At 41.6% G+C, this 24,684-nt stretch carries 24 protein-coding genes and 1 pseudogene; 8 read left to right on the forward strand and 17 right to left on the reverse strand.

All coding sequences use genetic code 11. The features are described from left to right. Positions 1-101, forward strand: a pseudogene (locus ACERCF_RS04225) (IS1595 family transposase); the annotation flags it as partial. Between the two features lie 55 nt (positions 102-156). Here ACERCF_RS04225 and ACERCF_RS04230 read toward each other — a convergent pair. From ACERCF_RS04230 to ACERCF_RS04280, 11 genes are all read right to left on the reverse strand, one after another. Further along, entirely contained in the window at positions 157-435 is a 279-nt protein-coding gene (locus ACERCF_RS04230) for a hypothetical protein (RefSeq protein ID WP_373610151.1), read from the reverse strand. Between the two features lie 3 nt (positions 436-438). Continuing rightward, entirely contained in the window at positions 439-846 is a 408-nt protein-coding gene (locus tag ACERCF_RS04235; RefSeq protein WP_373624718.1) for a phage holin family protein, read from the reverse strand. 90 nt (positions 847-936) lie between these two features. Beyond that, positions 937-1,248 carry an ElaB/YgaM/YqjD family protein gene (locus ACERCF_RS04240; protein ID WP_373610149.1) on the reverse strand — a complete coding sequence of 104 codons (312 nt, stop codon included), beginning with the start codon at positions 1,246-1,248 and terminating at the stop codon, positions 937-939. A gap of 283 nt (positions 1,249-1,531) precedes the next feature. Next, the gene (locus tag ACERCF_RS04245; RefSeq protein ID WP_373624719.1) at positions 1,532-2,992 is read right to left on the reverse strand and encodes an FGGY-family carbohydrate kinase; all 1,461 of its coding nucleotides are present in this window, start codon (positions 2,990-2,992) and stop codon (positions 1,532-1,534) included. 121 nt (positions 2,993-3,113) lie between these two features. Further along, positions 3,114-4,097: a TRAP transporter substrate-binding protein gene (locus ACERCF_RS04250; RefSeq protein WP_373624720.1), complete on the reverse strand. Its 984-nt coding sequence runs from the start codon at positions 4,095-4,097 to the stop codon at positions 3,114-3,116. Between the two features lie 83 nt (positions 4,098-4,180). Beyond that, on the reverse strand, positions 4,181-5,167 hold the full coding sequence (locus tag ACERCF_RS04255; RefSeq protein ID WP_373624721.1) for a TRAP transporter substrate-binding protein: 987 nt from the start codon (positions 5,165-5,167) through the stop codon (positions 4,181-4,183). Between the two features lie 92 nt (positions 5,168-5,259). Then, on the reverse strand, positions 5,260-6,537 hold the full coding sequence (locus ACERCF_RS04260) for a TRAP transporter large permease subunit (protein WP_373624722.1): 1,278 nt from the start codon (positions 6,535-6,537) through the stop codon (positions 5,260-5,262). Next, on the reverse strand, positions 6,534-7,016 hold the full coding sequence (locus ACERCF_RS04265; RefSeq protein ID WP_373624723.1) for a TRAP transporter small permease: 483 nt from the start codon (positions 7,014-7,016) through the stop codon (positions 6,534-6,536). Before ACERCF_RS04265 ends, ACERCF_RS04260 begins: the two co-directional genes overlap by 4 nt. A gap of 8 nt (positions 7,017-7,024) precedes the next feature. Next, a complete protein-coding gene (locus ACERCF_RS04270; RefSeq protein ID WP_373624724.1) occupies positions 7,025-7,486 on the reverse strand; it encodes a NanQ anomerase/TabA/YiaL family protein in 462 nt (153 codons plus the stop codon). 129 nt (positions 7,487-7,615) lie between these two features. Beyond that, the gene (gene yiaK, locus ACERCF_RS04275) at positions 7,616-8,614 is read right to left on the reverse strand and encodes a 3-dehydro-L-gulonate 2-dehydrogenase (RefSeq protein WP_373610284.1); all 999 of its coding nucleotides are present in this window, start codon (positions 8,612-8,614) and stop codon (positions 7,616-7,618) included. Positions 8,615-8,872: 258 nt separating this feature from the next. Further along, on the reverse strand, positions 8,873-10,738 hold the full coding sequence (locus tag ACERCF_RS04280) for an SLC13 family permease (RefSeq protein ID WP_373624725.1): 1,866 nt from the start codon (positions 10,736-10,738) through the stop codon (positions 8,873-8,875). Positions 10,739-11,051: 313 nt separating this feature from the next. Here ACERCF_RS04280 and ACERCF_RS04285 point away from each other — a divergent pair, with 313 nt between their 5' ends. From ACERCF_RS04285 to ACERCF_RS04300, 4 genes are all read left to right on the forward strand, one after another. Next, on the forward strand, positions 11,052-12,929 hold the full coding sequence (locus ACERCF_RS04285; protein WP_373624726.1) for a PTS mannitol transporter subunit IICBA: 1,878 nt from the start codon (positions 11,052-11,054) through the stop codon (positions 12,927-12,929). A gap of 219 nt (positions 12,930-13,148) precedes the next feature. After that, a complete protein-coding gene (locus tag ACERCF_RS04290; protein WP_373610137.1) occupies positions 13,149-14,288 on the forward strand; it encodes a mannitol-1-phosphate 5-dehydrogenase in 1,140 nt (379 codons plus the stop codon). An 11-nt stretch (positions 14,289-14,299) separates the two neighbouring features. Further along, on the forward strand, positions 14,300-14,815 hold the full coding sequence (locus tag ACERCF_RS04295; RefSeq protein ID WP_373624785.1) for an MltR family transcriptional regulator: 516 nt from the start codon (positions 14,300-14,302) through the stop codon (positions 14,813-14,815). A 180-nt stretch (positions 14,816-14,995) separates the two neighbouring features. Further along, on the forward strand, positions 14,996-16,054 hold the full coding sequence (locus tag ACERCF_RS04300) for an acyl-CoA dehydrogenase family protein (RefSeq protein WP_373624727.1): 1,059 nt from the start codon (positions 14,996-14,998) through the stop codon (positions 16,052-16,054). Between the two features lie 113 nt (positions 16,055-16,167). Here ACERCF_RS04300 and ACERCF_RS04305 read toward each other — a convergent pair whose 3' ends face one another. The 3 genes from ACERCF_RS04305 to ACERCF_RS04315 all read right to left on the reverse strand — a co-directional run bounded on the left by ACERCF_RS04305 (position 16,168) and on the right by ACERCF_RS04315 (position 19,161). Continuing rightward, positions 16,168-16,713 carry a carboxymuconolactone decarboxylase family protein gene (locus ACERCF_RS04305; protein WP_373610136.1) on the reverse strand — a complete coding sequence of 182 codons (546 nt, stop codon included), beginning with the start codon at positions 16,711-16,713 and terminating at the stop codon, positions 16,168-16,170. Positions 16,714-16,860: 147 nt separating this feature from the next. Then, complete coding sequence (gene glpK / locus ACERCF_RS04310; RefSeq protein WP_373610135.1) at positions 16,861-18,372, reverse strand: glycerol kinase GlpK; 1,512 nt, start codon at positions 18,370-18,372, stop codon at positions 16,861-16,863. A 3-nt stretch (positions 18,373-18,375) separates the two neighbouring features. Then, entirely contained in the window at positions 18,376-19,161 is a 786-nt protein-coding gene (locus ACERCF_RS04315) for an MIP/aquaporin family protein (RefSeq protein ID WP_373624728.1), read from the reverse strand. A gap of 194 nt (positions 19,162-19,355) precedes the next feature. On the opposite strand from ACERCF_RS04315, the gene ACERCF_RS04320 reads away from it, so the two are divergent. Continuing rightward, positions 19,356-19,730: a CrcB family protein gene (locus tag ACERCF_RS04320; protein ID WP_373624729.1), complete on the forward strand. Its 375-nt coding sequence runs from the start codon at positions 19,356-19,358 to the stop codon at positions 19,728-19,730. A gap of 45 nt (positions 19,731-19,775) precedes the next feature. Here the strand turns inward: ACERCF_RS04320 and ACERCF_RS04325 are convergent, their stop codons facing one another. Next, complete coding sequence (locus tag ACERCF_RS04325) at positions 19,776-21,098, reverse strand: anaerobic C4-dicarboxylate transporter (RefSeq protein WP_373624730.1); 1,323 nt, start codon at positions 21,096-21,098, stop codon at positions 19,776-19,778. A gap of 140 nt (positions 21,099-21,238) precedes the next feature. Here ACERCF_RS04325 and dapF point away from each other — a divergent pair, with 140 nt between their 5' ends. Beyond that, entirely contained in the window at positions 21,239-22,063 is an 825-nt protein-coding gene (dapF, locus tag ACERCF_RS04330) for a diaminopimelate epimerase (protein WP_373624731.1), read from the forward strand. Positions 22,064-22,133: 70 nt separating this feature from the next. On the opposite strand, the gene ACERCF_RS04335 is transcribed toward dapF, so the two are convergent. Then, a complete protein-coding gene (locus ACERCF_RS04335) occupies positions 22,134-22,673 on the reverse strand; it encodes an RBBP9/YdeN family alpha/beta hydrolase (protein ID WP_373624732.1) in 540 nt (179 codons plus the stop codon). Positions 22,674-22,751: 78 nt separating this feature from the next. Here ACERCF_RS04335 and ACERCF_RS04340 point away from each other — a divergent pair, with 78 nt between their 5' ends. Further along, on the forward strand, positions 22,752-23,075 hold the full coding sequence (locus ACERCF_RS04340; protein WP_373624733.1) for a DMT family transporter: 324 nt from the start codon (positions 22,752-22,754) through the stop codon (positions 23,073-23,075). Between the two features lie 77 nt (positions 23,076-23,152). Here the strand turns inward: ACERCF_RS04340 and xylB are convergent, their stop codons facing one another. Continuing rightward, on the reverse strand, positions 23,153-24,598 hold the full coding sequence (gene xylB / locus ACERCF_RS04345) for a xylulokinase (protein ID WP_373624735.1): 1,446 nt from the start codon (positions 24,596-24,598) through the stop codon (positions 23,153-23,155). Between the last annotated feature and the right edge of the window lie 86 nt (positions 24,599-24,684).

Raw genomic sequence — 24,684 nt, forward strand, 5'->3', positions numbered from 1 at the left:
TTGAGCTATATTTGAAAGAATGCGAATGGCGTTTTAATCACAGTGACTTAAAATCTCAAATATTCCTTTTAAAACAATTGGTTAAAGGGGGTTTAGGTTAGTTATCTAGGACAGCCCCAAAAATTTACTAATTTCAACCGCTTGCAGCTAGCTTGATTATCGTCTATTTTGCTTCTGCTTTAATAGAAATAATGCAAGCAACCCTAATGCAGAATAACCCACTCCTTTGGTTTTCAAGAATTTTTTCAGCATAAACTCTAACACAGCTGTTGTTGCAACGGGAGATGAAATAAGTGATAAACCCGTGTTTCTCGCTTGTTTAAAGGGTTGAATAATATCATTTCTGGTTTTATTCGTTTCCGCTTTAAAACGCATTCTCAGGGCGTTGCCTTTCATAATCAAAAGCTCTTTTTCTGATAGTTTTAAATCTTCCATTTATTACTTCCCACTATTATCCTTAAAATTATCTTTAAAGGTTAATGCATTTTTAAATGCAGCAATATCTAATTTCAGCTCATCTAAGGTACTTTGCATAAAAGTCGTTTGTTTCTTCAATGAAGCTAAAATACCCCAAACAAAGAGTAATACTAATATTAAGCTTATTCCTGAAATAGCAAAAAATACAACCACTCTATATTCAGGTAATAAATAATTATCTAGAGCAAATAATAAGCTCATAAATGAAAATAATAAAAATATAAAGGCTAATAATGCTAAAACTAAAACAGAAACCAATTGATTTTTTTGTTCGTTAATCTCCAGCCTTGCCATTTCACCACGAACTTGTATTATTTCTAATAAAGTAACAAGGCTATTTCTAAATCCAGATTTAATATTATCTAACATACCACATTCCTTGTATTAAACAATAAGCCACACCTAATAGGCGTGGCTTAATTATCTAATTAAAATATTTTAATTAATTTAAAGAAATTATTATCTTCTAGCAACTAAAACACCTAATAATAATCCAACCACACCAGCTACAGTAATTGCTTTATATGGGTTATCGTGTACTAGGGTATCTGTTTGTTTTGCAACTTGTTTAGCACTATCAATAGTATCATCTTTTAAATTAGCAAAACGGTATTTTACATCATCAAACTGTTCAGATAATCTGTGTTTTAGTTTTTTATATTCTTCTGTAGATGAATCTGATGTTTCGTTAAATAATTCTTCTGCATTTTTTAAAATTTCACGAATTTCATTCGTTAATTCTTCACGTTTTGCATCTAAGCTCTTAGCCATAATTACTCTCCTTATATTTAGTGAATATGACATAAAACATAATTCATTTATGCTTCACTTAATAAAATACAGACCCTATACACATATGTCAATCTTTATTTTTCAACTTTATTTAATTTAATTTGGAAATTAAATAAACAACAAGTAATCACAAAAAGCATTGCTTTTTATGCATTGGTCTTGCCAGTGACAACGAAGCTGTGAACAATCTTTGCAAGGATTGTGAATGATATTTTGCAAATTTTTTACCAGATATGACCGCTTGTAAAATCAGTTAATGCTGTTAAATCATTGTCTTCAGAGCCTCTGTCAGCTTTTGATAACGCTGATATTTTGCCTGATATGCTGCATAGTTTTCTGCATTTGGCTCGAATACTTGCATTTCTGCGTTGAGGGCTTGTACTTGGCTAATATCTACCCCAACACCTTGCATTGCCATTAATGCAGCACCTAAGCAGCCTGTTTCTTCCACTTGTGGTACTTCTAGCCTCATTCCTGTTAGATCTGCCAACATTTGCATCCAGACTTTCGATTTCACAGGTCCGCCTGTCACTCGTAACACATTCGTTTGTGGGAAGCGAATAAACATACGGTTTAAGTGTGTCATTAAGCTAAACAACACCCCTTCATAAATCGCCTGTAGCAAGTGCATTTGGGTGTGGTAAGACTGCATTCCGTAGAAGCTCGCCTGCATTCCTAAACCTGCATTTGAACCATAGAGGAACGGCACAAACAGTACCGAACTTTGAGCTGGTGGCAATGCCGCAATACCTTCGTTGATCTCTTGGTAGCTTAAATTACTCCACTGCTTCACAAACCACTCTAAATTACCTGCCGAAGTCGGGCTTGCTTCGTGGACAATAAATTTACCTGCCTCCGCATAACGCCCGTAAACAAAGGGGAGTTCTTGGTTCGGATCAAGATAATCCGTAATGCCACTTACCACCGACCAAGTGCCTAACACGACATTGAGTTTGGTTTCATCATCTAAACCTGCACAGCGAGCGGTTGAAACCACATCAAACAAGCCGCCAACAACAGGCGTACCTACAGCTAAACCGGTTAGTTTTGCCGCATCCTCAGTAACATAACCTGCTACTTTATTAGGCTCAATCACAGGCGGTAACTTTTCCAATACATCAGGCATATCGAGCAAATCCGCTAAATCTTGATCGTACTCTCCCTTCGCCATATTGTAGAGATTGCTTTCGGAGATATTCGTTTCTTCACAATACAGCTCTCCAGTTAAGCAAAAACGTAGATAATCGTGCGACATCAACACCGCTCCGATTTGTGCATAACGCTCAGGCTCATTTTGCTGTAACCATTTCAAAATCGAAACAGGGTGACCTGTCCAAAGCGTTTGACGAGTAATCGGGTAAAGTTTTTGCGGAATACCTTCTGCTTGCCACTGTTTGACAATTTCCAGCGAACGTTGGTCTGAAGATAAAATTGCTCGCCCTAACGGCTGATTTTGTTTATCTAAGAAAAATGCGCCTTTGCCTTGAGCGGAAATACCAACACATTTAATATTTGTTGGATTTACGCCACTTTTTTCAACTGTTAAACGCACCACTTCCGCACAGACTGCCCACAACTGTGACATATCTCTTTCCGCATAACCTGCTGTGTCACTAATTACCGAGACACTTTCTCGATGAAGTGCTTGAATATTGCCGTGGTTGTCAAAAAGTGCGGCTTTGATAAAAGTACCGCCGCAATCAATGCCGAGAGTGTATTGCATAAAATTATTCCATTGCTGTAGGGACGCACTGAGTGTGTCCTTTATATGTAAAATATATTGAAAAAGAAACCGCTTGTCATATTAAAACGGACGCACGCAGTGCGTCCCTACGGTTTGCATATTACTTCGCTAATTCATCAATCGCTTTCACCAGCTCATCGCCGTTTTTCTCGATAAACGCTTTGCGTGTTTCTGCCGATACTGCTTCTTTAAATGGCGTAGTATCTAGGTTATCCACAAATTCAATGCCTTCTTTCTTGAGTGAGTCGATAATTTTCTCCTCATTTTCAAGGTTAAGTTGGCGTTGATATTTTCCTGCTTCTTGTGCGGCTTCAATTAACGCAGTTTGTTGTTCAGCAGGGAGTGCCTCAAATTTCGCTTTGTTAATGGCAACAATCAGTGGTGTGTAGCCGTGATTAGTGAAGCTGAAATATTTTTGTACTTCATATAATTTTGCAGACCAGAAAATGCCGATCGGGTGTTCTTGAGCATCTACCGCTTTGGTTTCTAATGCGGTGTAAAGCTCAGAAAGCGGCATTGGTACAGGGTTCGCTCCTAAAATAGAGAAGGCTTGAATATACATCGGGTTTTGGTTGGTGCGGATTTTTAACCCTTTGATGTCTTCCGGTTTGTTAATTGGGTGTTTAGAGTTAGAGAAAGCACGGAAACCCACTTCCCAAAACGCTAAGCCTTTTAAGCCTTGTGCTTCAAGGGATTTCAATAAGTCTTGCCCGATTTCGCCGTCTAACGCCTTATAAGCGTGTTCACGATCTTTAAAGATGAACGGAATATCAATCACATTTAGCTGTGGCACTAAGCCTGTGAAGTTGGACGAGCTAGACATCGCAATATCAATAGTTCCGCCACGCACTCCGCTGATTGCGGTTTGTGCATTGCCTAGTGTGCTATCTGGGAAAAGCGTTAATTTCAGCTCTTTTTTCGATTTTTCTTGGAGCAAATCGTTAAATTTCTTTGCTGCAATGTGTTGTGTGTCGGAACGAGGGGCTTCATAAGCAAAGCGGAAAGAAGTTTCAGCTTGTGCGGTTGAGAAAATAGATAATCCTGCAACAAGGGCTGCAAGAGTTTTGAGATTGAAAAGTTTCATTGTTTTTCTCCTACAAAATGTAGAGTCTATACAACAACTCCCCCCGTTAGGAGGGAGTTTTAGACTTATTAAATTAAGTCAAATTAGTTCGCTAACGCATCCACTTTTTTCAATAATTCATCGCCGTGTTTTTCGATGAATGCTTTACGCACTTCGGCTTCAATCGCCGCTTTAAACGGTGCGTTATCCACTTGTTCGATCACTTCAATGCCTTTTTTGCGTAATTTTTCGATGATCTCTTTTTCGTTTTTCACATTGAGATCACGTTGGAATTGACCCGCTTCTCTCGCAGCTTCAACTAATGCAGTTTGAAGTTCCGGGCTTAAGCCATCGAATTTCGCTTTGTTCATTACCACGATTAACGGAGTGTAGCCGTGATTGGTTAAACTTAGGTGTTTTTGTACTTCAAATAATTTTGCTGACCAGAAAATACCGATTGGGTGTTCTTGAGCATCAACCGCTTTGGTTTCTAATGCAGTGTAAAGCTCAGATAATGGCATTGGCACCGGGTTACCGCCTAATAAGTTAAACGCTTGAATGTACATTGGGTTTTGGTTGGTACGCACTTTTAACCCTTTGATATCTTCAGGTTTGTTTACAGCGTGTTTAGAGTTAGAGAATGCACGGAAACCAACGTCCCAGAATGCCAAGCCTTTTAAGCCTTGTGCTTCTAAATCTTTTAATAAACCTTGACCGATTTCACCGTCTAACACTTTGTAAACGTGCTCACGATCTTTGAAGATAAACGGAATATCGATCACGTTTAATTTTGGCTCTAAACCGGTGAAGTTTGGCGAACCTGACATTTCGATATCAATGGTACCGCCACGCACACTGCTGATCATCGTTTGTGCGTTACCTAAGGTGCTGTCCGGGAATAATTTTAATTTGATTTCGCCTTTGGTTTTTTCTTTAAGGAGATCATCAAATTTTTTCGCTGCGATATGTTGGCTGTCGGAGCGTGGAGCTTCATAACCGAAACGTAATGAGACTTCCGCCATTGCTGATGAGCTCATTACCGCCACACCTGCTACTAACGCTGCCAAAGTTTTTAAGTTAAAAAGTTTCATAGGGTTCTCCTGTGATAAACAAATAGTGAGGTGCAAGCGGTCAGCTTTGCAACTTTTTTGCCATTTTTAACCACTTGCAAGGTTAAATTTAATTACTGCATCCATTCCAACGGCACTAAAATCAGTGACGGGAAGAATACAAATAAGAGTAACAAGAAAATCATCATCATCAAGTAAGGGAATACACCCTTAGCGGCTTGGTCAAACGGTAATTTTGACACGCCTGTGATCACGTTTAACACGTTGCCCACCGGTGGGGTAATTAAGCCGATTGACGTATTTAAGATGAACAACACACCGAAGTAAACCGGGTCGATACTGGCTTCTTCCACTAACGGCATCAATACCGGCGTTAAGATCAATACGGTTGGGGTTAAGTCCATCACCATACCGATAATAAATACCGCAAGTATAATCACCAATAACAGGGTGGTTGGGCTTTCAATTAACGGCTCTAACAGCTCGGTCAGCATCATTGGTAACTCTGCCACCGTAATTAACCAGCCTGTTACATTTGCGGCTGCCACTAAGAACATTACTACTGCGGTGGTTTTGGCGGCTGCTAATACCACTTTGTATAAATCTTTGAATTTCATTTCACGATAAACAAAGAGTGAAACAATTAACGCATAAGCTGTTGCCACCGCACCTGCTTCGGTTGGGGTAAACATACCAGAGCGGAATCCGCCGATAATGATTACAGGCAATAACAACGCCCAAATACTGTTTTTAAATGAAATACAAAGTTCTTCTTTGGTTGCTTTTGAGAAGGTCATTAAATCTAAGCGTTTTGCCTGCCACCACCAAAGTGCTGCTAAACAAATACCCATCATAATGCCCGGGAAAATCCCTGCTAAGAAGAGCTTGGTAATCGATACACCACTTGCCACACCAAACACGATAAATGGAATGCTCGGTGGAATAATTGGGGCAATAATCCCTGCTGTACCAATCAAACCTGCGGATTTATCAATCGGATAGCCTGTGGTTTTCATCATTGGCAATAACATTGCGGCAACTGCTGCGGTATCTGCCACCGCTGAACCTGAAAGGCTTGCCATAATCATTGCCGCAAGAATCGCCACAAAACCTAAACCGCCTCGTTTATGACCGACTAATTTCATCGGTAAGTCGATAATGCGTTTAGATAATCCACCCTCATTCATTATTTCACCTGCAAGAATGAAGAACGGAATTGCCATTAGCGAGAAACTGTCTGCACCGCTGACAATTTGTTGAGCCAAAATTTGAGCATCAAACAGATCTAAGTGGAACATTAACGCTACACCACACACCAACAGGGCGAATGCAACAGGAATGCCTAATAAAATCGAGCCTAGTAATACGGAAAGAAAGATTACAACTGTCATTTACTTTCTCCTTTCGCAATTACACCAATGGTTGCAATAATGCGTGCAATAATTAAGATACCGATCAATACGCCTGCCACCGTGCTGGCAAGGAAAGTAATGCCTTGCGGTAAGCCTGAAATTGGGGCAAGGTTATTGAGGTTAAGATTAAATTGAATCCAGCTGCCATCTACAATTAAGTAGCAGCAGAACAACATCGCCAAATCTGTGAATACACTTAAAATGCTTCTGCCAACGGGCGATAATTTGTCTGTCAGCATTGTGACTCTAACATGTTGGTTTTCGCTAAACGCCAACACCGCTCCTAAGAACGCCAGCCAAACAAACATATAACGAGAAACTTCTTCGGTTACATTAATACTGCTGTTAAAACCGTAACGCAACACCACATTGAGGAAAACCAAAATCGACATTGCGGATAAAATAATGACCACTAATGCCTCTAAGGCTTTTCCAACTAATTGAGCAAAGGCTTTCATACACTACCTCAAATTTCACTCATTTTAATTTTTACTACCACTTTGCGGATTTTCGCTTCGCCTGCAAAAATCGCCGTACGGTGGGTATCTTCGGGGAAGAATACGGCAAAATTTCCTGCTTCACAGCGGAACTCGTTTTCGTTTTGCACCGCTGAGTAGAATTTAATATCTCGTTCAGGGTTATATTCCACCGCCACAGGGTTATTGCCGGTATCAATAGATGCTGCCATCAACTCCACACCTTTATGCAAATACTGCACATCTAAATAATTTTCGTGAACTTCCGGCTGAAACGCAGATTTCTCTTTGGTATCAAGATCAAGCACTTGAACATAAATATCACGCTCTTTTAGCTCGTACACACCTGCTTCCATCGCATCAAAATCGGTATTTTTTAAATACTCCAAAGCAAACTGAATGGCTTTTGGATACTGCTTAGGGTTGTAATTTGAAATATGACCGAAAAACATTTTTTGCTCCGTTTTTGCAAAAATTTGGGGAAATTTAACCGCTTGTATTGTTTTAAAATGATGGCGCAAGCGTCTTCGCTTGTGCCAAATTCTTAGCACCAACGTGGACGCTGGCGCTATCAACAATACCTATAACGCCTGCAATTTCGCCCAAACTGTGTCGTCCACAGGAATGCCGTTAGCTTTATTGTCGGCAAGAATTTGTGTGAACTCGTGTCCCGGTAAACGCACCGCCACATCTGGGTCTGCACGCTCCGCGGTTTTCACATAATCAATGATACGGTTCAGTTTTTCGTCTTTAGTTTTGCCATCAATTAAGCGATCCACTTCAATCGCAATATAAACTTGCGATACACAGTATTCATCATCTTTATCTTCGGTTACTGCTGCGGTTGATTCACCGTTAGAAAGCAGGGTTGCAATCATATCTAACACGATAGATAAACCTGAACCTTTCCAGAAGCCCATTGGCATTAAGCGGCGGTTTTTCTCCACAGTTGCTGGATCACGAGTTGGGTTGCCGTCATCATCAAAACCCGCATCAACAAAGGTTTGGCGACCAGCTAAGCGGTGAACTTCCAACATACCGTAAGAGTACATTGAGCAAGACATATCCACCATTGTGATTGGGTTAGTTGGCACGGCAATAATTAACGGGTTCGTCCCGATACGGCACTCTTTCGCCCCCCAAGGTGGCATAACCGCTAAGGCGTTTGTCCAGCAGATACCGATATAGCCTTTCTCCGCCGCTTGCCAGCCGTAAGAACCGCCACGCATCCAGTGGTTTGCATTACGCAGAGCCACCACACCGATACCGTTTTGGGAAGCTAGCTCCATTGCTCTATCCATCATTTTTTTCGCCGTTAAGTTACCGATGGCCTGATGAGCGTCCCACTGTTCAATCGCCCCTAATGAAAGCACTTTGGTTGGCACGGCTTCTGGCACAATGTCGCCATTCTCTAATTGTTGAATAAAGCGAGGGAAGCGGTTTACCCCGTGTGAATAAGCACCTGCTTGGGTTGTATCTGCAAACACCGTTGCACACTCTTCTGCGATCTCTTCACGCACATTGCGAGCAAGTAATACACGTTTAAATTGGGCTTTTAAGTCATCATAGGAAACTCGAATAGTCATTTTGAATACCTCAAGATTTAAGATTTAAAATTTCAAATAGTAAAATTACGTTTCATAAGGTACTCCTAAGACACTTCAAAGTCAATGAAAGCAAAAAGATAAAAATCATTAATAATCAATAGGTTATAAAAAATTTTGTAAATTTGAGAGGTAGATCACACTTTTAAGGAGATAAACAAGCGGCTATTTTTTTGTAAATTTTTACTAAAAAATAGCCGCTTGTATCTCAATGAACTTAATAACCCTTGTAATTTATAGAGGGAAAAGCATCGGAATCACAAACACCGAAACTAGCATTACTAATACCGTAAATGGCACGCCGACTTTGACGAAATCCACAAATTTATAGCCTGCTGGGGCAAGCACCATTGTGTTTACTGGCGAGGAAACAGGGGTTATAAAGGCGGCTGAGGCAGAAACTGCCACAATCATCGCAAATGGTGCGGCTGAGTAGCCTAATTGGTTGGCGATAGCAATCGCAATAGGCATCACCAAAATTGCTGTAGCGGTGTTAGAAATAAAAGCACTTAGAATTGCCGTAAATACAAATAATACGATCAAGACAAAATGCACGTCTAAGCCTTGCATCACATCAAGTAAAAGGCGAACAGTTAAATCCACCCCGCCTGTTTTTTGTAGGGCGATAGAAAACGGCATCATACCGACAATTAAAATAATGCTTGGCATATGAATGGAATCATAGGCGCTCTTCATATCCACACAGCGGAATTTTCCTAACATCAAACAAGCAATCAATGCCGCCATTACATTCGGCACAATGCCTGTAATCATCAGCACCACCATTGTGAATACAGAAAAGAGAGCGTGAGGTGCTTGGCTTAACGCAGGCGGTGCTTTTTTGCTTTCTTCTGGCGAACGTAACAGGAAGAAATCTCGGTTATCGTTATCCATTTGGCGAATTTGCTGCCAAACGCCCATCACGAGCAGAATATCCCCAAATTTTAATGGAGTATCAATCAAATCTTGTTGAATAATCTCATCGCCTCGCTTTAGCCCCACGATACTTAAATGATATTTTGAGCGGAATTTTAGCTCTTTAATCGTTTTACCAATACACTCCGCCTCAGGCATTACCGAGATTTCCGCCATTCCCACTGATTTAGAATGAGAAGAAAAATATTCACCTTTTAAGGTAATCGGGCGAAGTCCAAGTTCTTCACAGCGTTGTTGGTAAAATTCATTATCTAAAGCCGTATCCAACAATAAAATATCTTTTGCTTGAAACACCTCATTTACGGAAGCACTTACGGTAATTTTTCTGAAATGTTTATTACGCTGAATTGCAACAATATTTAAACCGTGTTCAACCCGCAAGTTAAGCTGACCAATAGTTTTACCCACGCAGATAGAATCAGGCTCAACCAAAAGCATTTTTGCTCTGCCCTGTAGCTGATATTCTTCTATTAAGTGTGTCATTGAAAACTTTTGGGGCGAAATTTGGGAAGTATTTTGCTCGCTATTATCTAGCCAACGGCGAGCAACTAGCATATAACCGATTCCCATCACAAGAATAATCAAACCAATCGGCGTAAAGCTAAAGAAATTAAAGCCTTCAAAACCTGCTTTTACTAATTCGGAATGAGCTACAAGGTTTGGAGGTGTGGCAATTAAGGTCATCATACCGCTGATCAAGCCTGCAACGCTCAATGGCATCATTAAACGGCGGGGGGAAATGCCCATTCCGGAGCAAATGGCTAATACCACAGGAATAAAAATCGCCACAATGCCGGTGGAACTCATAAAAGAGCCAAGCCCTGTAATCGAAAGCATTAATAGCACTAAGACTTTGGTTTCACTCGCTCCTGATACACGCATTAGCCAATCACTGACTTGATTTGCTACCCCTGTCCGCACTAAACCTTCGCCCACAATAAAAAGCAGAGCAATCAGTACCACGTTTGGATCGCTTAACCCTGCCAGCACTTCTTTTACCGATAAAATACCCGTTAAGCTAAAAAAGAGCATCACGATTAGGGCGACAACGTCCATACGCAGCTTGTTTTGAATAAATTGCCAAATAGCAAACACCAATAACGCCATTACCCAAAAGAGCGGCTGCTGTAGAAAATCAAGCACAAAAGCAAGAAGCGATTGCATAGTCATATCCTCCAAAATAGTTAGAGATAGATTACACCGCTTTAGGGAAATAAAAAAGCTGAGAAGATCAAAAAGAGAGAAATTCGTTAACAATTGCAACTATGTTACCACAATGAAAACCAACTTAATTTTAGGCAATTTTTTATATTACTCTTTAAAATGTGATATAGATCACATTTTAAAATAACGCCAAAAAAAATTAATGTGATCTAGTTCACATTTCTGAGAGAAACATTTTTGTAACTTTTTAAAATGGTGCTATTTTGCACAGGATTTTATTCAACCCTTATTTTCTCTCCTTTTCGAGGTTCTTATGTCTAATTTAAAAGTGAAAGTCCAAGGTTTTGGGCGTTTCTTATCAAATATGGTGATGCCGAATATTGGTGCCTTCATTGCGTGGGGCTTTATTACGGCTCTGTTTATTCCAACCGGTTGGTTGCCGAACGAGACTTTTGCCAAGCTGGTCGGCCCGATGATTACTTACTTGCTGCCACTGTTAATCGGTTACAGCGGTGGTAAATTAGTCGGTGGCGAGCGTGGTGCAGTTGTGGGGGCAATTACCACAATGGGTATCATCGTGGGTTCTGAAATCCCGATGTTCTTAGGTGCGATGATTGTCGGCCCTCTTGGTGGCTGGGCGATCAAAACGTTCGATAAAGCGATTGACGGCAAAGTAAAAAGCGGTTTTGAGATGTTGGTAAACAACTTCTCGGTCGGGATCATCGGTATGATTTTGGCAATGCTTTCATTTGCCTTCATCGGCGGTATCGTCACCCAAATTTCTGCGGCATTAGGTGCAGGCGTGGGAGCATTAGTTGAAGCAGGTCTTCTGCCATTAACTTCAATTATTGTTGAGCCGGCGAAAATTCTGTTCTTAAACAACGCCATCAACCACGGTGTATTCACGCCACTTGGTACAGCACAAGCACAAGAAGTGGGCAAATCTATCTTATTCTTGATTGAAGCAAACCCGGGCCCGGGCTTTGGTATCTTGCTTGCCTATATGTTCTTTGGTCGTGGCACCGCAAAACAAACCGCAGGTAGTGCGTCAATCATTCACTTCTTAGGTGGTATTCACGAAATCTACTTCCCGTATGTGTTAATGAGCCCACGTTTAATTTTGGCTGTTATCGCAGGTGGTGCGGCAGGTGTTTTAACTAACTCGCTATTAGGTGGTGGCTTAATTGCACCGGCTTCTCCGGGTTCTATCTTCGCCATTCTTGCGATGACAGCACCGGGTGCACATTTTGCGGTAATTGCTTCTGTCGTGGTTTCTTGTGCGGTAACCTTTGCGATTGCTTCAGTATTACTTAAAACACAAAAAACCGATGCTTCATTAGAAGATGCCCAAGCTCAAACTCAAGCAATGAAAGCAGAGAGCAAAGGTGTGGCAACGGCTGCAGTGAATGGTAACATCAATAAAATCTATGTTGCTTGTGATGCAGGTATGGGTTCAAGTGCGATGGGTGCAAGTATGCTGCGTAAAAAAGTCCAATCGGCAGGTTTAAATATTGAAGTGCAAAACTTAGCGATTAACGATTTACCACAAGATGCACAGTTAGTGATTACCCACAAAGACTTAACGCCTCGTGCTCAACAGCGTGTGGCAACGGCTCAGCACTTATCATTAACGAACTTCTTAGACAGCGCATTCTATGACAGCTTAGTAGCAAAATTAGGAAATGACGTTGCTCCGCAAGCGGTTCAAAATGCACAAAATGTTGCAAATTCGGTTGTAGTTGAAGAAGCACAAGAAGAAGGCTTAAAATTACAGGCTTCGCAAGTGTTCTTAGGTTTAACAGCAAATAGCAAAGAAGAAGCTATCCGTTTTGCGGGTGAACAATTAGTGAAAGCTGGCTTTGTACAACCAAGCTATGTTGATGCAATGTTCGCCCGTGAAGAGTTAGTTTCCACTTACTTAGGCGAAGGCTTGGCGGTTCCGCACGGCACAAGTGATGCGAAAGACAGCGTGCTGAAAACCGGTATCGTAGTCTGCCAATATCCGAACGGCGTTCGTTTCACCGATGAAGAAGACGGCGTAGCGAAATTAGTCGTAGGTATTGCAGCCAAAGGCAACGACCACATTCAGATTTTAAGTGCGATTACCAATGCACTGGATGATGAAGAGGCGATGAAGACCTTAACACAAACCACCAATGTGGAAGAAGTGTTGGCGTTGTTGAGCAAATAGTCTCCTTATTTGTAGGGGCGGGTCCTGTGCCCGCCCTGAATTTTCATTAAACAAACGGGCGGGCACAGGACCCGCCCCTACGATTTTNAAGTGTTGGCGTTGTTGAGCAAATAGTCTCCTTATTTGTAGGGGCGGGTCCTGTGCCCGCCCTGAATTTTCATTAAACAAACGGGCGGGCACAGGACCCGCCCCTACGATTTTCTATAAAGGAAAGTAATTATGAACGCACTCCATTTCGGTGCAGGCAATATCGGACGTGGTTTTATCGGCAAATTATTGGCAGATAGTGGCGTGTTCGTGACTTTTGCCGACATTAACCAAACTCAAATTGACCAAATCAACCAAAACAAACAATATGGCGTGAAAATTGTCGGCGATGCTAGCCGTGTTGAGATTGTGAAAAATATCGCCGCCATCAACTCAAAAGACGAAAATGCGGTGATCGAGCAGGTGAAAACCACCGACCTTATCACGACTGCCGTTGGACCGAATGTGCTAGGCTTTATCGCCCCGTTATTCGCTAAAGCCTTAGTGGCTCGTGTCGAAAGTGGCAATACTCAGCCGTTAAATATCATCGCCTGTGAAAATATGGTGCGTGGCACAACCTTCTTTAAAGGCAAAATTTTTGAAAACCTGACTGCCGAGCAACAAGCTGAAATTGAAAAAACGGTCGGCTTTGTGGACTCTGCTGTAGATAGAATTGTGCCACCTGCAGAGCTAAACGAGAACGATCCGCTTGAAGTAACGGTTGAAGAATTTAGTGAATGGATTGTGGATAAAACCCAGTTCAAAGGCTCAATTCCTGACATCAAAGGAATGGAATTAACCGATAACTTGATGGCGTTTGTGGAACGCAAACTATTCACCCTGAACACCGGTCATTTAATCTGTGCCTACTTAGGCAAACAAGCAGGCGTGCAGTGGATTAAAGAAGCGATTGCGATTGACGAAATAAAATCAGCCGTAAAAGCGACAATGGAAGAAAGCGGTGCTGTGTTAATTCAACGTTATGGCTTTGACGAACAAGCTCACGCCGCTTATATCGAGAAAATCCTCAAACGCTTTGCCAACCCGTATTTAAACGATGATGTAAACCGTGTTGGCCGTGAGCCAATTCGCAAGCTCAGCCCGAATGATCGTTTAATCAAGCCGCTTTCAGGCACATTGGAGTATGGATTACCGCACACTCATTTAGTTAATGGTGTGGTAATGGCGTTGCAATATCGTAATGAAGAAGACCCACAAGCGGTCGAATTGAGCCAATTTATTGCAAATCACGGTGTAGCTGCTGCAGTTGAGAAATACACTGGTTTAACCAACCAAGCGGTGATTGAGAAGATTGTTGAACTGTATCAGTAAATCTGGCAAACATCGTGGACTACATAGACCAACTCAGTGAGGAAGCCACGTTACGAGGCTTTTTCACTACCGTAAATCAACTGTTTGCCAATGGGGTGGAACAGCTGATTGAGCGTGTGTTTCGCAAAACGGATTTTGCATTAAAATCGGTGGTGGATTCCTTGTTTGAACATCAAGGTCCACTAGCCGATCTCTCTGTTCGCTTAAAAGTTTTACTCGGTTTAGGGGTAATTTCGCCGAAAGTGTTTGAAGATATTTCGCTTTTTCTTGAGGTAAAATCCCATTTAAGCGATGAGGACGATGATTTCCCTTTCTCTCACCCTGCGGTGGTACAATTTGCCAAAGATTTAAACCACGTGGATTTTTTGCCGATTAATGAATTGCTGAATGTAAAGGCTACAAAGGGCGATAAAGATTCAATGCTGTTCCAAATGCAGCAAATGCGGTTAGAAAAAATGGTGCGTTCCAGCCTTATTTTGGCGGTAACTGAAATTGATGAACAGCTGAATGTGGAAAGCCCGTTGTAGGTACGGTTGTTTGCACCTATTTACAAGCGGCCGTTTTATTAAAAAGCAATTAGGGAGAAAATTAACAATTTCATAAAATATAACCTTTTGCTTATTCCAAAAAAGCATATCACTTTCCTTTCTTTTATTTCATCGCAATAAAAAAGCACTTTAAGATAGCCTCAGTTAAACAATAATATAATGTCTGTTCTTTCCGCATCTTTTGTTGAGTGGTTGCAAGCACACGCTGAGAGCTTAGATCAGTCTAACGATCACGCAGATTTATTAATCCGTAAGATTGCGGAGGAAAATATATTCAAAATTGGCGTGCCGACTGAATTAGGTGGCATTGGTGGCACTATAGTTGATGCGATTAAAGCGATTACGGAATTAGGCAAATATTCAATGGCGGCTGCTTTTGTTTCGTGGGGGCATCGTACCTTTATCGAGCATATTATCGCCTCAAAAAATCCTATTCCCCGCCAAAGCTATTTGGCGGATCTGCTAAATGGCAATTTAACCGCAGGAACAGGTTTATCGAATGCAATGAAATTTCTCTCCGGCATTGAAGAGTTGAATGTGAATATTCGTGAAGAAAACGGTAAACGCTATTTAAATGGCCGCCTGCCTTGGGTAACAAATTTACGTTCAGACCGCTTTGTTGCCAGTTTTGTTGCCGGCTTCCAAGATGAACGCAAACCGCTGGTGATTGCCGTTCCCTCAACTGCCGAAGGCTTAACCCGCACTAAAGAGCTGGAATTTATCTCGTTACAAGGCACAAATACCACCGCCCTTGTGTTTGAAGATGTGGAGTTACAAGATGAATGGATCCTTGCCGATAATGCCCCAGAGTTTTTAGCGGCAACCCGCCCGGCATTCTTAGGTTTTCAATTTGGTATGCCGTTTGGATTAGTTGAACATAGCTTAGCCGAAACGGAAAAATCACTCCCATTCCGTCCCATTTTAACGTCTGAATGGCAAAACCAAGTTAATGCGTTAAATGACATCAAAAACCGTTTATTCAGCGGTTTAAATGAGGAAGGTTATTTTATTCGCAATCCGAAAGAACTATTTCAGGTTAGAATTGATATTGTCGATGTAGTCGCACAAACTATTCTGTTAGAACTCCAAGCCAGCGGTGGGCGTGGTTATCTCAAAAGTGATACATCAGGCTTCAGCCGGCGTTGGAAAGAAGCCGCATTCTTACCTATTGTTACCCCAAGTGCGGTGCAGTTAAGAACGGTGCTGGCAAATTGTTAAGAAATAGAGAGGCAACTATTGCCTCTTTTTTATTTGCAAAAAATTGAATAAAAATAACCGCTTGTAAATATAAAAAAGGACGCATTAAGCGCCCTAACTTTTATTATTTTCGATTACGCAAAAGGCTGCAATTCAGGGTTGATTGGCGTTTCGGCAATGTTGTTCACATAGTTACATAAGGTTGCGAGGCTCACGCCTAAAATCACATCAATCGCATTTTGTTGGTTGTAACCTGTGGCAAAAAATTCGTTTAATTGTGCTTCGCTTAATTTGGCTTTTTGTAGCATTACTGCAAGGGTGAAACGAGCCAGTGTGTCTAATTTATCATCAGAATCAATGCGAGCAGTAGCACGCAAAGCATTTACCACTTCTTCAGGCATTTTTAATGCTTTTAAGGCGATTTTAGTATGACCAGCCACGCAGAAGCCACAGCCATTTACTACTGCAGCTGTAATTTGCACTACTTCACGCTCTTCGGCAGTTAAGCTGTTGCGACCGTTAATGCCACCTACTGTGCGGTAAGTTTCTAATGCTGTTGGAGCATTGGCTAATACACCGATAAGATTTGGGATAAAACCATTTGCTTGTTGTACCGCTTTTAAGGCTTCTTGTGCAGCTTCAGGGGCAGATTCAATAGTATGAATTTGAAATTGAGACATAAATATTCCTTATCAGGTTGTTTATTGATGTAGTCCATCATAAATAAAAGGCTAATTCAGAACAAATCAAAATCACTATTTGATATAACTAAAAGATCTTAAAAGGGAGTATAGTTGCCTATACTCCCTTCCTGTATCAGCTAGAAATTACTCTTCAGCGTCTTCTTTCGCCCATTCTAATGAACGGCGAACCGCTTTTTTCCAGCCTTTATAGCGTTTCGCTCGTTTTTCTTGATCGCCATCTGGTGTGAAGGTTTTTTCAACTTCGGCTTTGTCTTTCAGCTCTTCCAAATCTTTCCAGAAGCCAACTGCAATACCTGCAAGATAAGCCGCACCTAACGCTGTTACTTCTTTGACTTTCGGGCGTTCAACTTTGGTATCTAAAATATCGGCTTGGAATTGCATTAAGAAGTTATTCGCTGTTGCACCACCATCAACACGCAATGCTTGAAGTTTTGCTTTTGAATCAGACTGCATTGCTTCTAACACATCACGGGTTTGGTAAGCGATAGATTCTAAGGTTGCACGCACAATATGATTTCGGTTTGAGCCACGAGTTAAGCCGAAGATTGCACCTCGTGCATACGGATCCCAATATGGTGCTCCTAAGCCAGTGAATGCTGGCACAACGTAAACACCATTTGAGCTATCTTCTTTCGTTGCAAAATATTCGCTATCGAAACTGTCGTGAACAATTTTCAGCTCATCACGCAACCATTGAATTGAAGCCCCTGCAATAAAGACAGAGCCTTCTAACGCATATTCAGGTTCGCCTTTTGCGTTACAAGCAATGGTGGTTAATAAGCCGTTTTCGGACTGAATAGCGGTGTTCCCTGTGTGCATTAGCATAAAACAGCCCGTGCCGTAGGTATTTTTCGCTTGTCCCTCTTTCACGCATAAATGGCCGTAAAGAGCCGCTTGCTGGTCGCCTGCGATACCTGCAATTGGAATACGCACACCGCCTTGTCCGCCGATATTGGTTTTGCCGTAAATTTCGGAGGAGTTTTTCACTTCAGGTAGCATTGAGCGTGGAATGTTGAGCAATTCCAACATTTTGTCGTCCCATTGTTTGGTGTGAATGTTAAATAACATTGTACGAGAAGCGTTGGTATAATCGGTAATATGCACACGCCCTTGTGTTAATTTCCACACAAGCCAAGTATCGACGGTACCGAATAATAACTCACCACGTTCCGCTTTTTCTCTTGCACCTTCCACGTTATCTAAAATCCATTTTACTTTTGTGCCAGAGAAGTAGGGATCAACCACCAAACCTGTGGTTTTACGGATATATTCCTCGTGTCCGTCCGCTTTTAATTTATCGGTAATATCCGATGTGCGACGACATTGCCACACAATCGCATTATAAACAGGTTTACCGCTTTCCTTTTCCCACACAATCGTGGTTTCACGCTGGTTGGTAATCCCTATTGCAGCAATGCTATCAGGGCTAATGCCTGCTTTTGCCACCACTTCATTTAAAGTAGAGCTTTGGCTAGACCAAATCTCCATCGGATTATGTTCTACCCAACCTGCTTGTGGATAAATCTGGGTAAATTCACGTTGTGCCACTTCAACAACATTGGCATTTTTATCTAATAATACCGCACGGGAGCTGGTTGTACCTTGATCAAGGGCGATGATGTATTGTTTGTCCATAGATTACTCCTGATTATTTGCTGGAAGATTTTTATGAATAAGATTTTTATAGCCCCAAGCACCGAATAACGCACCGCAGATTGGAGCAACAATTGGAATAATGAAATAAGGGATTTCTTTACCACCTGTGAGTGCAACTTCACCCCAACCGGCAAGGAAAGCAAAGAGTTTCGGGCCGAAATCACGGGCAGGGTTCATCGCAAAGCCGGTTAATGGGCCTGTTGCCCCACCAATTACCGCAATCAATAAACCGACGAGTAATGCCGCTAAGGCTTTATTCGGCAAGCCGTTTTTATCATCACCAATGGCTAAAATGGTGGACATCAACACGGCTGTAATCACAAATTCAACAATAAAGGCAGTAACTAACGTGATACTTGGATTTGGATAAGTTGAGAATACGCCTGCAAGACCAACTGTTTCTCCTCGAACCAGACTTTGAGCGGCTTCGGTTGCAATAAAGAGATCGCTATACATAAAGTAGATAAGTGCAACTGAGCAGAAAGCCCCTGCTACTTGAGCGATGATGTAAGGTAAAATTTTGTGTTTTTCAAAACCGTAAAATGTAGCAAGAGCAATCGTTACAGCGGGGTTCAAGTGTGCGCCAGAAATACCGGCAGAAATATAAATTGCCATTGAAACACCAAGCCCCCAAACAATCGCAATTTCCCATAAACCAAAACTAGCTCCAGCCACTTGTGCCGCAGCTACACAGCCTGCACCAAAGAAAAGAATGAAAGCTGTACCGATAAATTCACCGATACAAGCATTGCGTAAGGTTCTGTCCATAACGTTCCCCTTAAGAAGAAATGATTGAAAACCAATGAAAAATGTTTGAAAATGAAAATATTTTCGAGCTGATATTGCCAAAACGCCATTTTTTAAGCAAATAGGAAATGTTAAATTTGTGAAATCCATCACATTATTTTTTTAAATCAACTATTTCTAGGTATAATTTTATAAACTATTTTTTAGGACAAAATATGTACTCGGTTTTTATACTTTCACTTGGTGCAGTACTTGGGGCATTGTCTCGCTGGCAATTAGGGGTGTGGCTTAATCCATTACTGAATCAGTTTGCATTAGGCACATTATTAGCGAATTGGATAGGTTGCTTTCTGATTGGCATTGCGATGGGCTTTAATTTAGACGATAGCCAAAGATTGCTTTTTATCACAGGCTTTCTTGGTAGTTTCACCACCTTTTCGAGCTTTTCGCTTGAGCTGAGCGAAAAATTGCTGGCAGGTAAATTATCGCAATTTGGGATAGTGCTAAGTTTACATTTAGTCGGCGGAATTTTACTTACATTGCTAGGTATTCTCATTGTTCGCTACATTACAAGCGGTTATTTTTCTTAGAAATTTTGCAAATAAAAACCTCCCATTTGGGAGGCTTTATTGAACTTAAAGCAGGATATTTGAGAGTAATAAACCAAATCCAATGCTGAAAATCATACTGAGTAAACCTGGCAACATAAAGCTATGGTTGAAAATATATTTACCAATGCGAGTTGTGCCTGTTGTATCAAAGTCGATTGAAGCAATAATCGGACCGTAGTTTGGAATGAAGAAGTAACCGTTTACCGCCACAAACACCCCGATTAGAACAGGTGCTGGGATACCGATAGCAATCGCCACAGGGAATAGTGTAGCAACGGTTGCACCTTGACTGTTTACCAATATAGAAAGCACGAATAATGCGAAAGCGAACGCCCAAGGTGCAGTTTCAACTAAGCCTGATACCATTGATTTCACTTCATCCATATGACCTTGCATTAGTGTATCACCTAACCACGCAATACCGAAGATTGCAATTACTGCACGCATACCAGCGTGGAAAACTGAGCCTTTGGTAATTTCATTGCTATCTGGTTTGCAAAGTAAAATAATTAATGCACCTACGCTTAACATTACGATTTCAATGGTGTGAGCCATACCCATTGGTTTACCATCAAACACAGGGCGAAGTGCCGGCATTGCACCCATTAATACTACTAACAATGCACCGAATAGGAATAAGCCAACGGATAATTTTGCAGTTGGTTTTAACGGTAATTCAGTTGGATTGGTAACCGCATTATTGGCTTTCACATATTCAGGATCTTGTAATAAACGTTGGTAATTCGGGTCATCTTTTAACTCTTTGCCCATTTTGTTTACGAATACGCAAGCTAAACCTAAACCTAATAATGTTGAAGGAATGGTTACACTTAATACATCGCCTAAATGAATGCCTTGTGGCTCAAGGAATGCAACTACCGCAACCACCGCTGCGGCAATCGGGCTTGCTACAATAGCAAATTGTGAAGCAATTACCGCCATTGAGAGCGGACGCTCAGGGCGAATACCGTTATGACGGCTTACCTCTGCAATTACAGGCAATACAGAATACGCAACGTGCCCTGTACCTGCCAGCACGGTAAATGTCCAAGTTACAAGTGGTGCAATAAAGGTAATGTGTTTTGGATTTTTACGCAAAATGCGAGTTGCGATTTTGATCATATAATCCAAACCACCAGCGGCTTGCATTGCGGCGGCAGCTGCAACGACAGCCATAATCATAAACATTACATCAATAGGTAATCCTGCCGGTTTTAAGCCAAAGCCAAATGACAAAATAGCTAAACCTAAACCACCAAATACCCCTAAACCGATACCACCAACACGGGCACCGACCAAGATACATAGTAACACTATGGCAAATTGGATAAAAAACATAGCAGACATAATTTTGCTCCTAGTAAGATTGTAAAAATACATTTTTGAAGAAATTAAATTCCTCAAATTCATTGAGATTTACTATATCAATAACTATTTTTAATCTCTATAATCTAAATCAATAAATGGTTCGATAATTAGGAAAAAATATGCAATTCTCAAAAATGCACGGATTGGGCAACGATTTTATGGTAGTAGACGGTGTAACTCAAAATGTTTATTTAACGAAGGAGATGATTCGCACACTTTCTGACCGTCATCGTGGTATTGGTTTTGACCAACTTTTATTGGTTGAGCCGCCTTACGATCCTGACTTAGATTTCCACTACCGCATTTTTAATGCAGACGGCAGTGAGGTTTCACAATGTGGCAATGGAGCGAGATGTTTTGCTCGCTTTGTTACGCTCAAAGGGCTTACTAATAAAAAAGATATTCACGTTAGTACCGCCAAAGGAAAAATGGTGTTAAGTTTGCAAGAGGACGGCAAAGTGCGAGTGAATATGGGAGAGCCAATTTGGGAACCTGTACAAATCCCATTTACAGCGAATAAGTTTGAGAAAAATTACATTCTGAGAACTGATTTACAAACCGTATTATGCGGTGTGGTTTCAATGGGTAATCCGCACTGTGTGTTACAAGTTGATGATGTAAAAAACGCTCCTGTGAATGAACTCGGGCCTCTGCTTGAAAGCCACGAGCGTTTCCCTGAACGAGCGAACATTAGCTTTATGCAAGTGGTTGATCGCAATCACGTTAAACTGCGTGTGTATGAGCGTGGAGCAGGGGAAACCCAAGCCTGCGGCAGTGGTGCGTGTGGCACAGTAGCGGTGGGGATTATGCAAGGTCTGCTCGATAATAAAGTACAGGTTGATTTACCCGGCGGTTCGCTGATTATTGAATGGCAAGGCATCGGACACCCACTTTATATGACTGGCGATGCAACCCATATTTATGATGGGTTTATTAAGCTGTAATTACAAAACGTAGGGGCGAATCACATTCGTCCCAACAATTCTATACAGATTACCATTAAACAGATTTTGACTAAACCAATTTCTTCACCAACTCCAACACCACAGGCAATTCCGTTACCCCTTCTCTATCTAAGAAATGCCCGCCTTGATTAAGGCGAATGTAGTCCGCTTGCAAATGTTGAGCGAGAGCATCGCTATATTTATGGTTTACCACTTTATCGTCTAACGTGCTGACCACATAGCTTGGAAAATGCGATACGCTCGGCAAAATCGCATAATAATTTGTAAAGGCAGAAAGTTCGGGTAAATTCTCGACAGGTTGATAGAAGCCTGACACAAACACCGCTCCTTTAATTTTGGCGAAATTTTTCGCTAAAAAATTCAAAATAGCGATACAGCCTAAACTATGCCCCACAAAAATGGTTTGATCAGTAAGTTCCACATTTTGTGCAAGATGATTTAACCAGCCGTCTAATGATGGATTTTCCGAATTTGGCATATTCAGCCGCTCGCAACTTACGCCACATTTTTCAAGCTCTTGCTCTAGCCAAGGAAACCAATGTTTATCGGCATTTGCCGTATAACCGTGTACAATATAAACCTGTGCCATTTTTTCCTCCTAATTTGATTAAAGTGATTGTAGCAAAAAATGTAGTAATAGCTACAAATACCACTTACAAGGAACTCAATGAACGTTTGGATTTTATTAGCGATTTCAATTTGTTTGGAAATTGCCGCCACCAACTTATTAAAATTAAGTAACGGATTTACCAAAGCCGTACCAACCATCAGCTCACTCGCTCTGTATGGTTTATCATTTTACTTTCTCTCGATTATTTTCCGCACGCTCCCTGTCGGTATTGTGTATGCGGTTTGGTCTGGCGTAGGCATTGTGCTTACCGCCATTGTGGCTTATTTTGCATTTGGACAGAAAATCGACTTGGCAGGTTTGATTGGCATTACGTTGATTTTAGCTGGTGTGTTGGTAATTAATTTGTTTTCAAAGGCGTGATACAAGCGGTCATTTTTTGCTAAAAATTTGCAAATTTCTAGCAAAAAATGACCGCTTGTGATGATTAGAAAGATAAATTATAACCCTTTCAACCGCTGATAAATTTCAGCAAATTTCTGGCGTTTTTCTTGATATTCGGCATAGCGTACAGGGTTTGGTTGATAAACCTGTTCTAACGGCAACGGCTGGCAGAACGTGGCGATATCCTGATTTGGATTTAACGCAATTTGAGCCAGTTTCGCAGCCCCTAATGCCGGGCCAACATCGCCACCTGTGCGGTATTCAAAGGTTTTGCCGCTAATATCGGCAAGCAGTTGTCGCCAGTAGGCACTTTTTGCCCCACCACCGATGAGGGCTATGTTTTCCGCTTTTACGCCTGTTTCGTGTAACACATCAATACCTTCAGCTAAGGCGAAACTTACGCCCTCAATCACCGCTTTTGCCATTGTGGCTTGGTTGTCGTTATGGCTTAAGCCCCAGAATACGCCTTTGGCGTATGGGTCATTATGTGGTGTGCGCTCGCCTGATAAATAAGGTAAGAAAATTGCATCAGAGGCAGTTTGATTCTCCTCAACTTGTTGGAACAAGGTTGGCACATCTTTAACACCTAGCGATTTTACTGCCCAATCCACCGAAGAAGCCGCACTTAAAATCACCGACATCAAATGCCATCTATCGGGTAAAGCGTGGCAGAAACTATGCACTGCCTTTTGCGGATTTGCGTGGAATTTATCGCTCACGACAAAATAAACGCCTGATGTGCCGAGCGAGAGCATTGCTTGCCCTGTTTGGTATAAGCCAATACCGATTGCCCCAGCGGCATTATCGCCACCGCCTGCTACAATCGGCACGGATTTCATTTTCCATTGCTCGGCAAGGGTTGGGCGTAAATAGCTTGTGATTTGATTACCTTCAAATAATTTAGGCATATTTTCAATATCTAATCCGCAAGCGTTCAGTAGCGATTTGTTCCAATCTCGTTTACCTACATCAAGCCACATTGTGCCAGAGGCATCAGACATATCGGAGGCGTATTCACCACTCATTACTAAGCGGAGATAATCTTTTGGCAACAATACTTTGCTGACTTTTTCGGCAATGTCTGGCTGGTGCTTATCAACCCAACGCAATTTCGGAGCGGTAAAGCCCGGCATCATCAGATTACCTGTAATTTCACGGCTGTTTGGCACAAGTTGTTCTAACTCTTCACATTCCGCAAAACTGCGACCATCGTTCCATAAAATGGCAGGGGAAAGCACATTGTCCGCATTGTTTAACAAGGTTGCTCCGTGCATTTGCCCTGTTAAGCCAATGGCTTTTACACCGCTTAAATCTTGTTGATGAGCTAATTCAAGCATTGCTTCATTGGTGGCATTCCACCAATCTTGCGGATTTTGTTCAGACCACAATGGCTTCGGGCGAGAAATCGGGAGTGATTTTTGGGTAATGGCAATAATGTGTTGATTTTCATCGAGTAACACGACTTTCACACCCGATGTGCCGAGATCGATTCCAATGTACATAAATATTCCTTTGTTATTGAATACAAGCGGTCATTTTATTCGGAACATTTGCAATTTTAAGTTTTGGAGATCTATCACCCCTCTTT

The organism is Mannheimia kashgarensis (genome assembly GCF_041807705.1).
Lineage (GTDB): Bacteria > Pseudomonadota > Gammaproteobacteria > Enterobacterales > Pasteurellaceae > Mannheimia.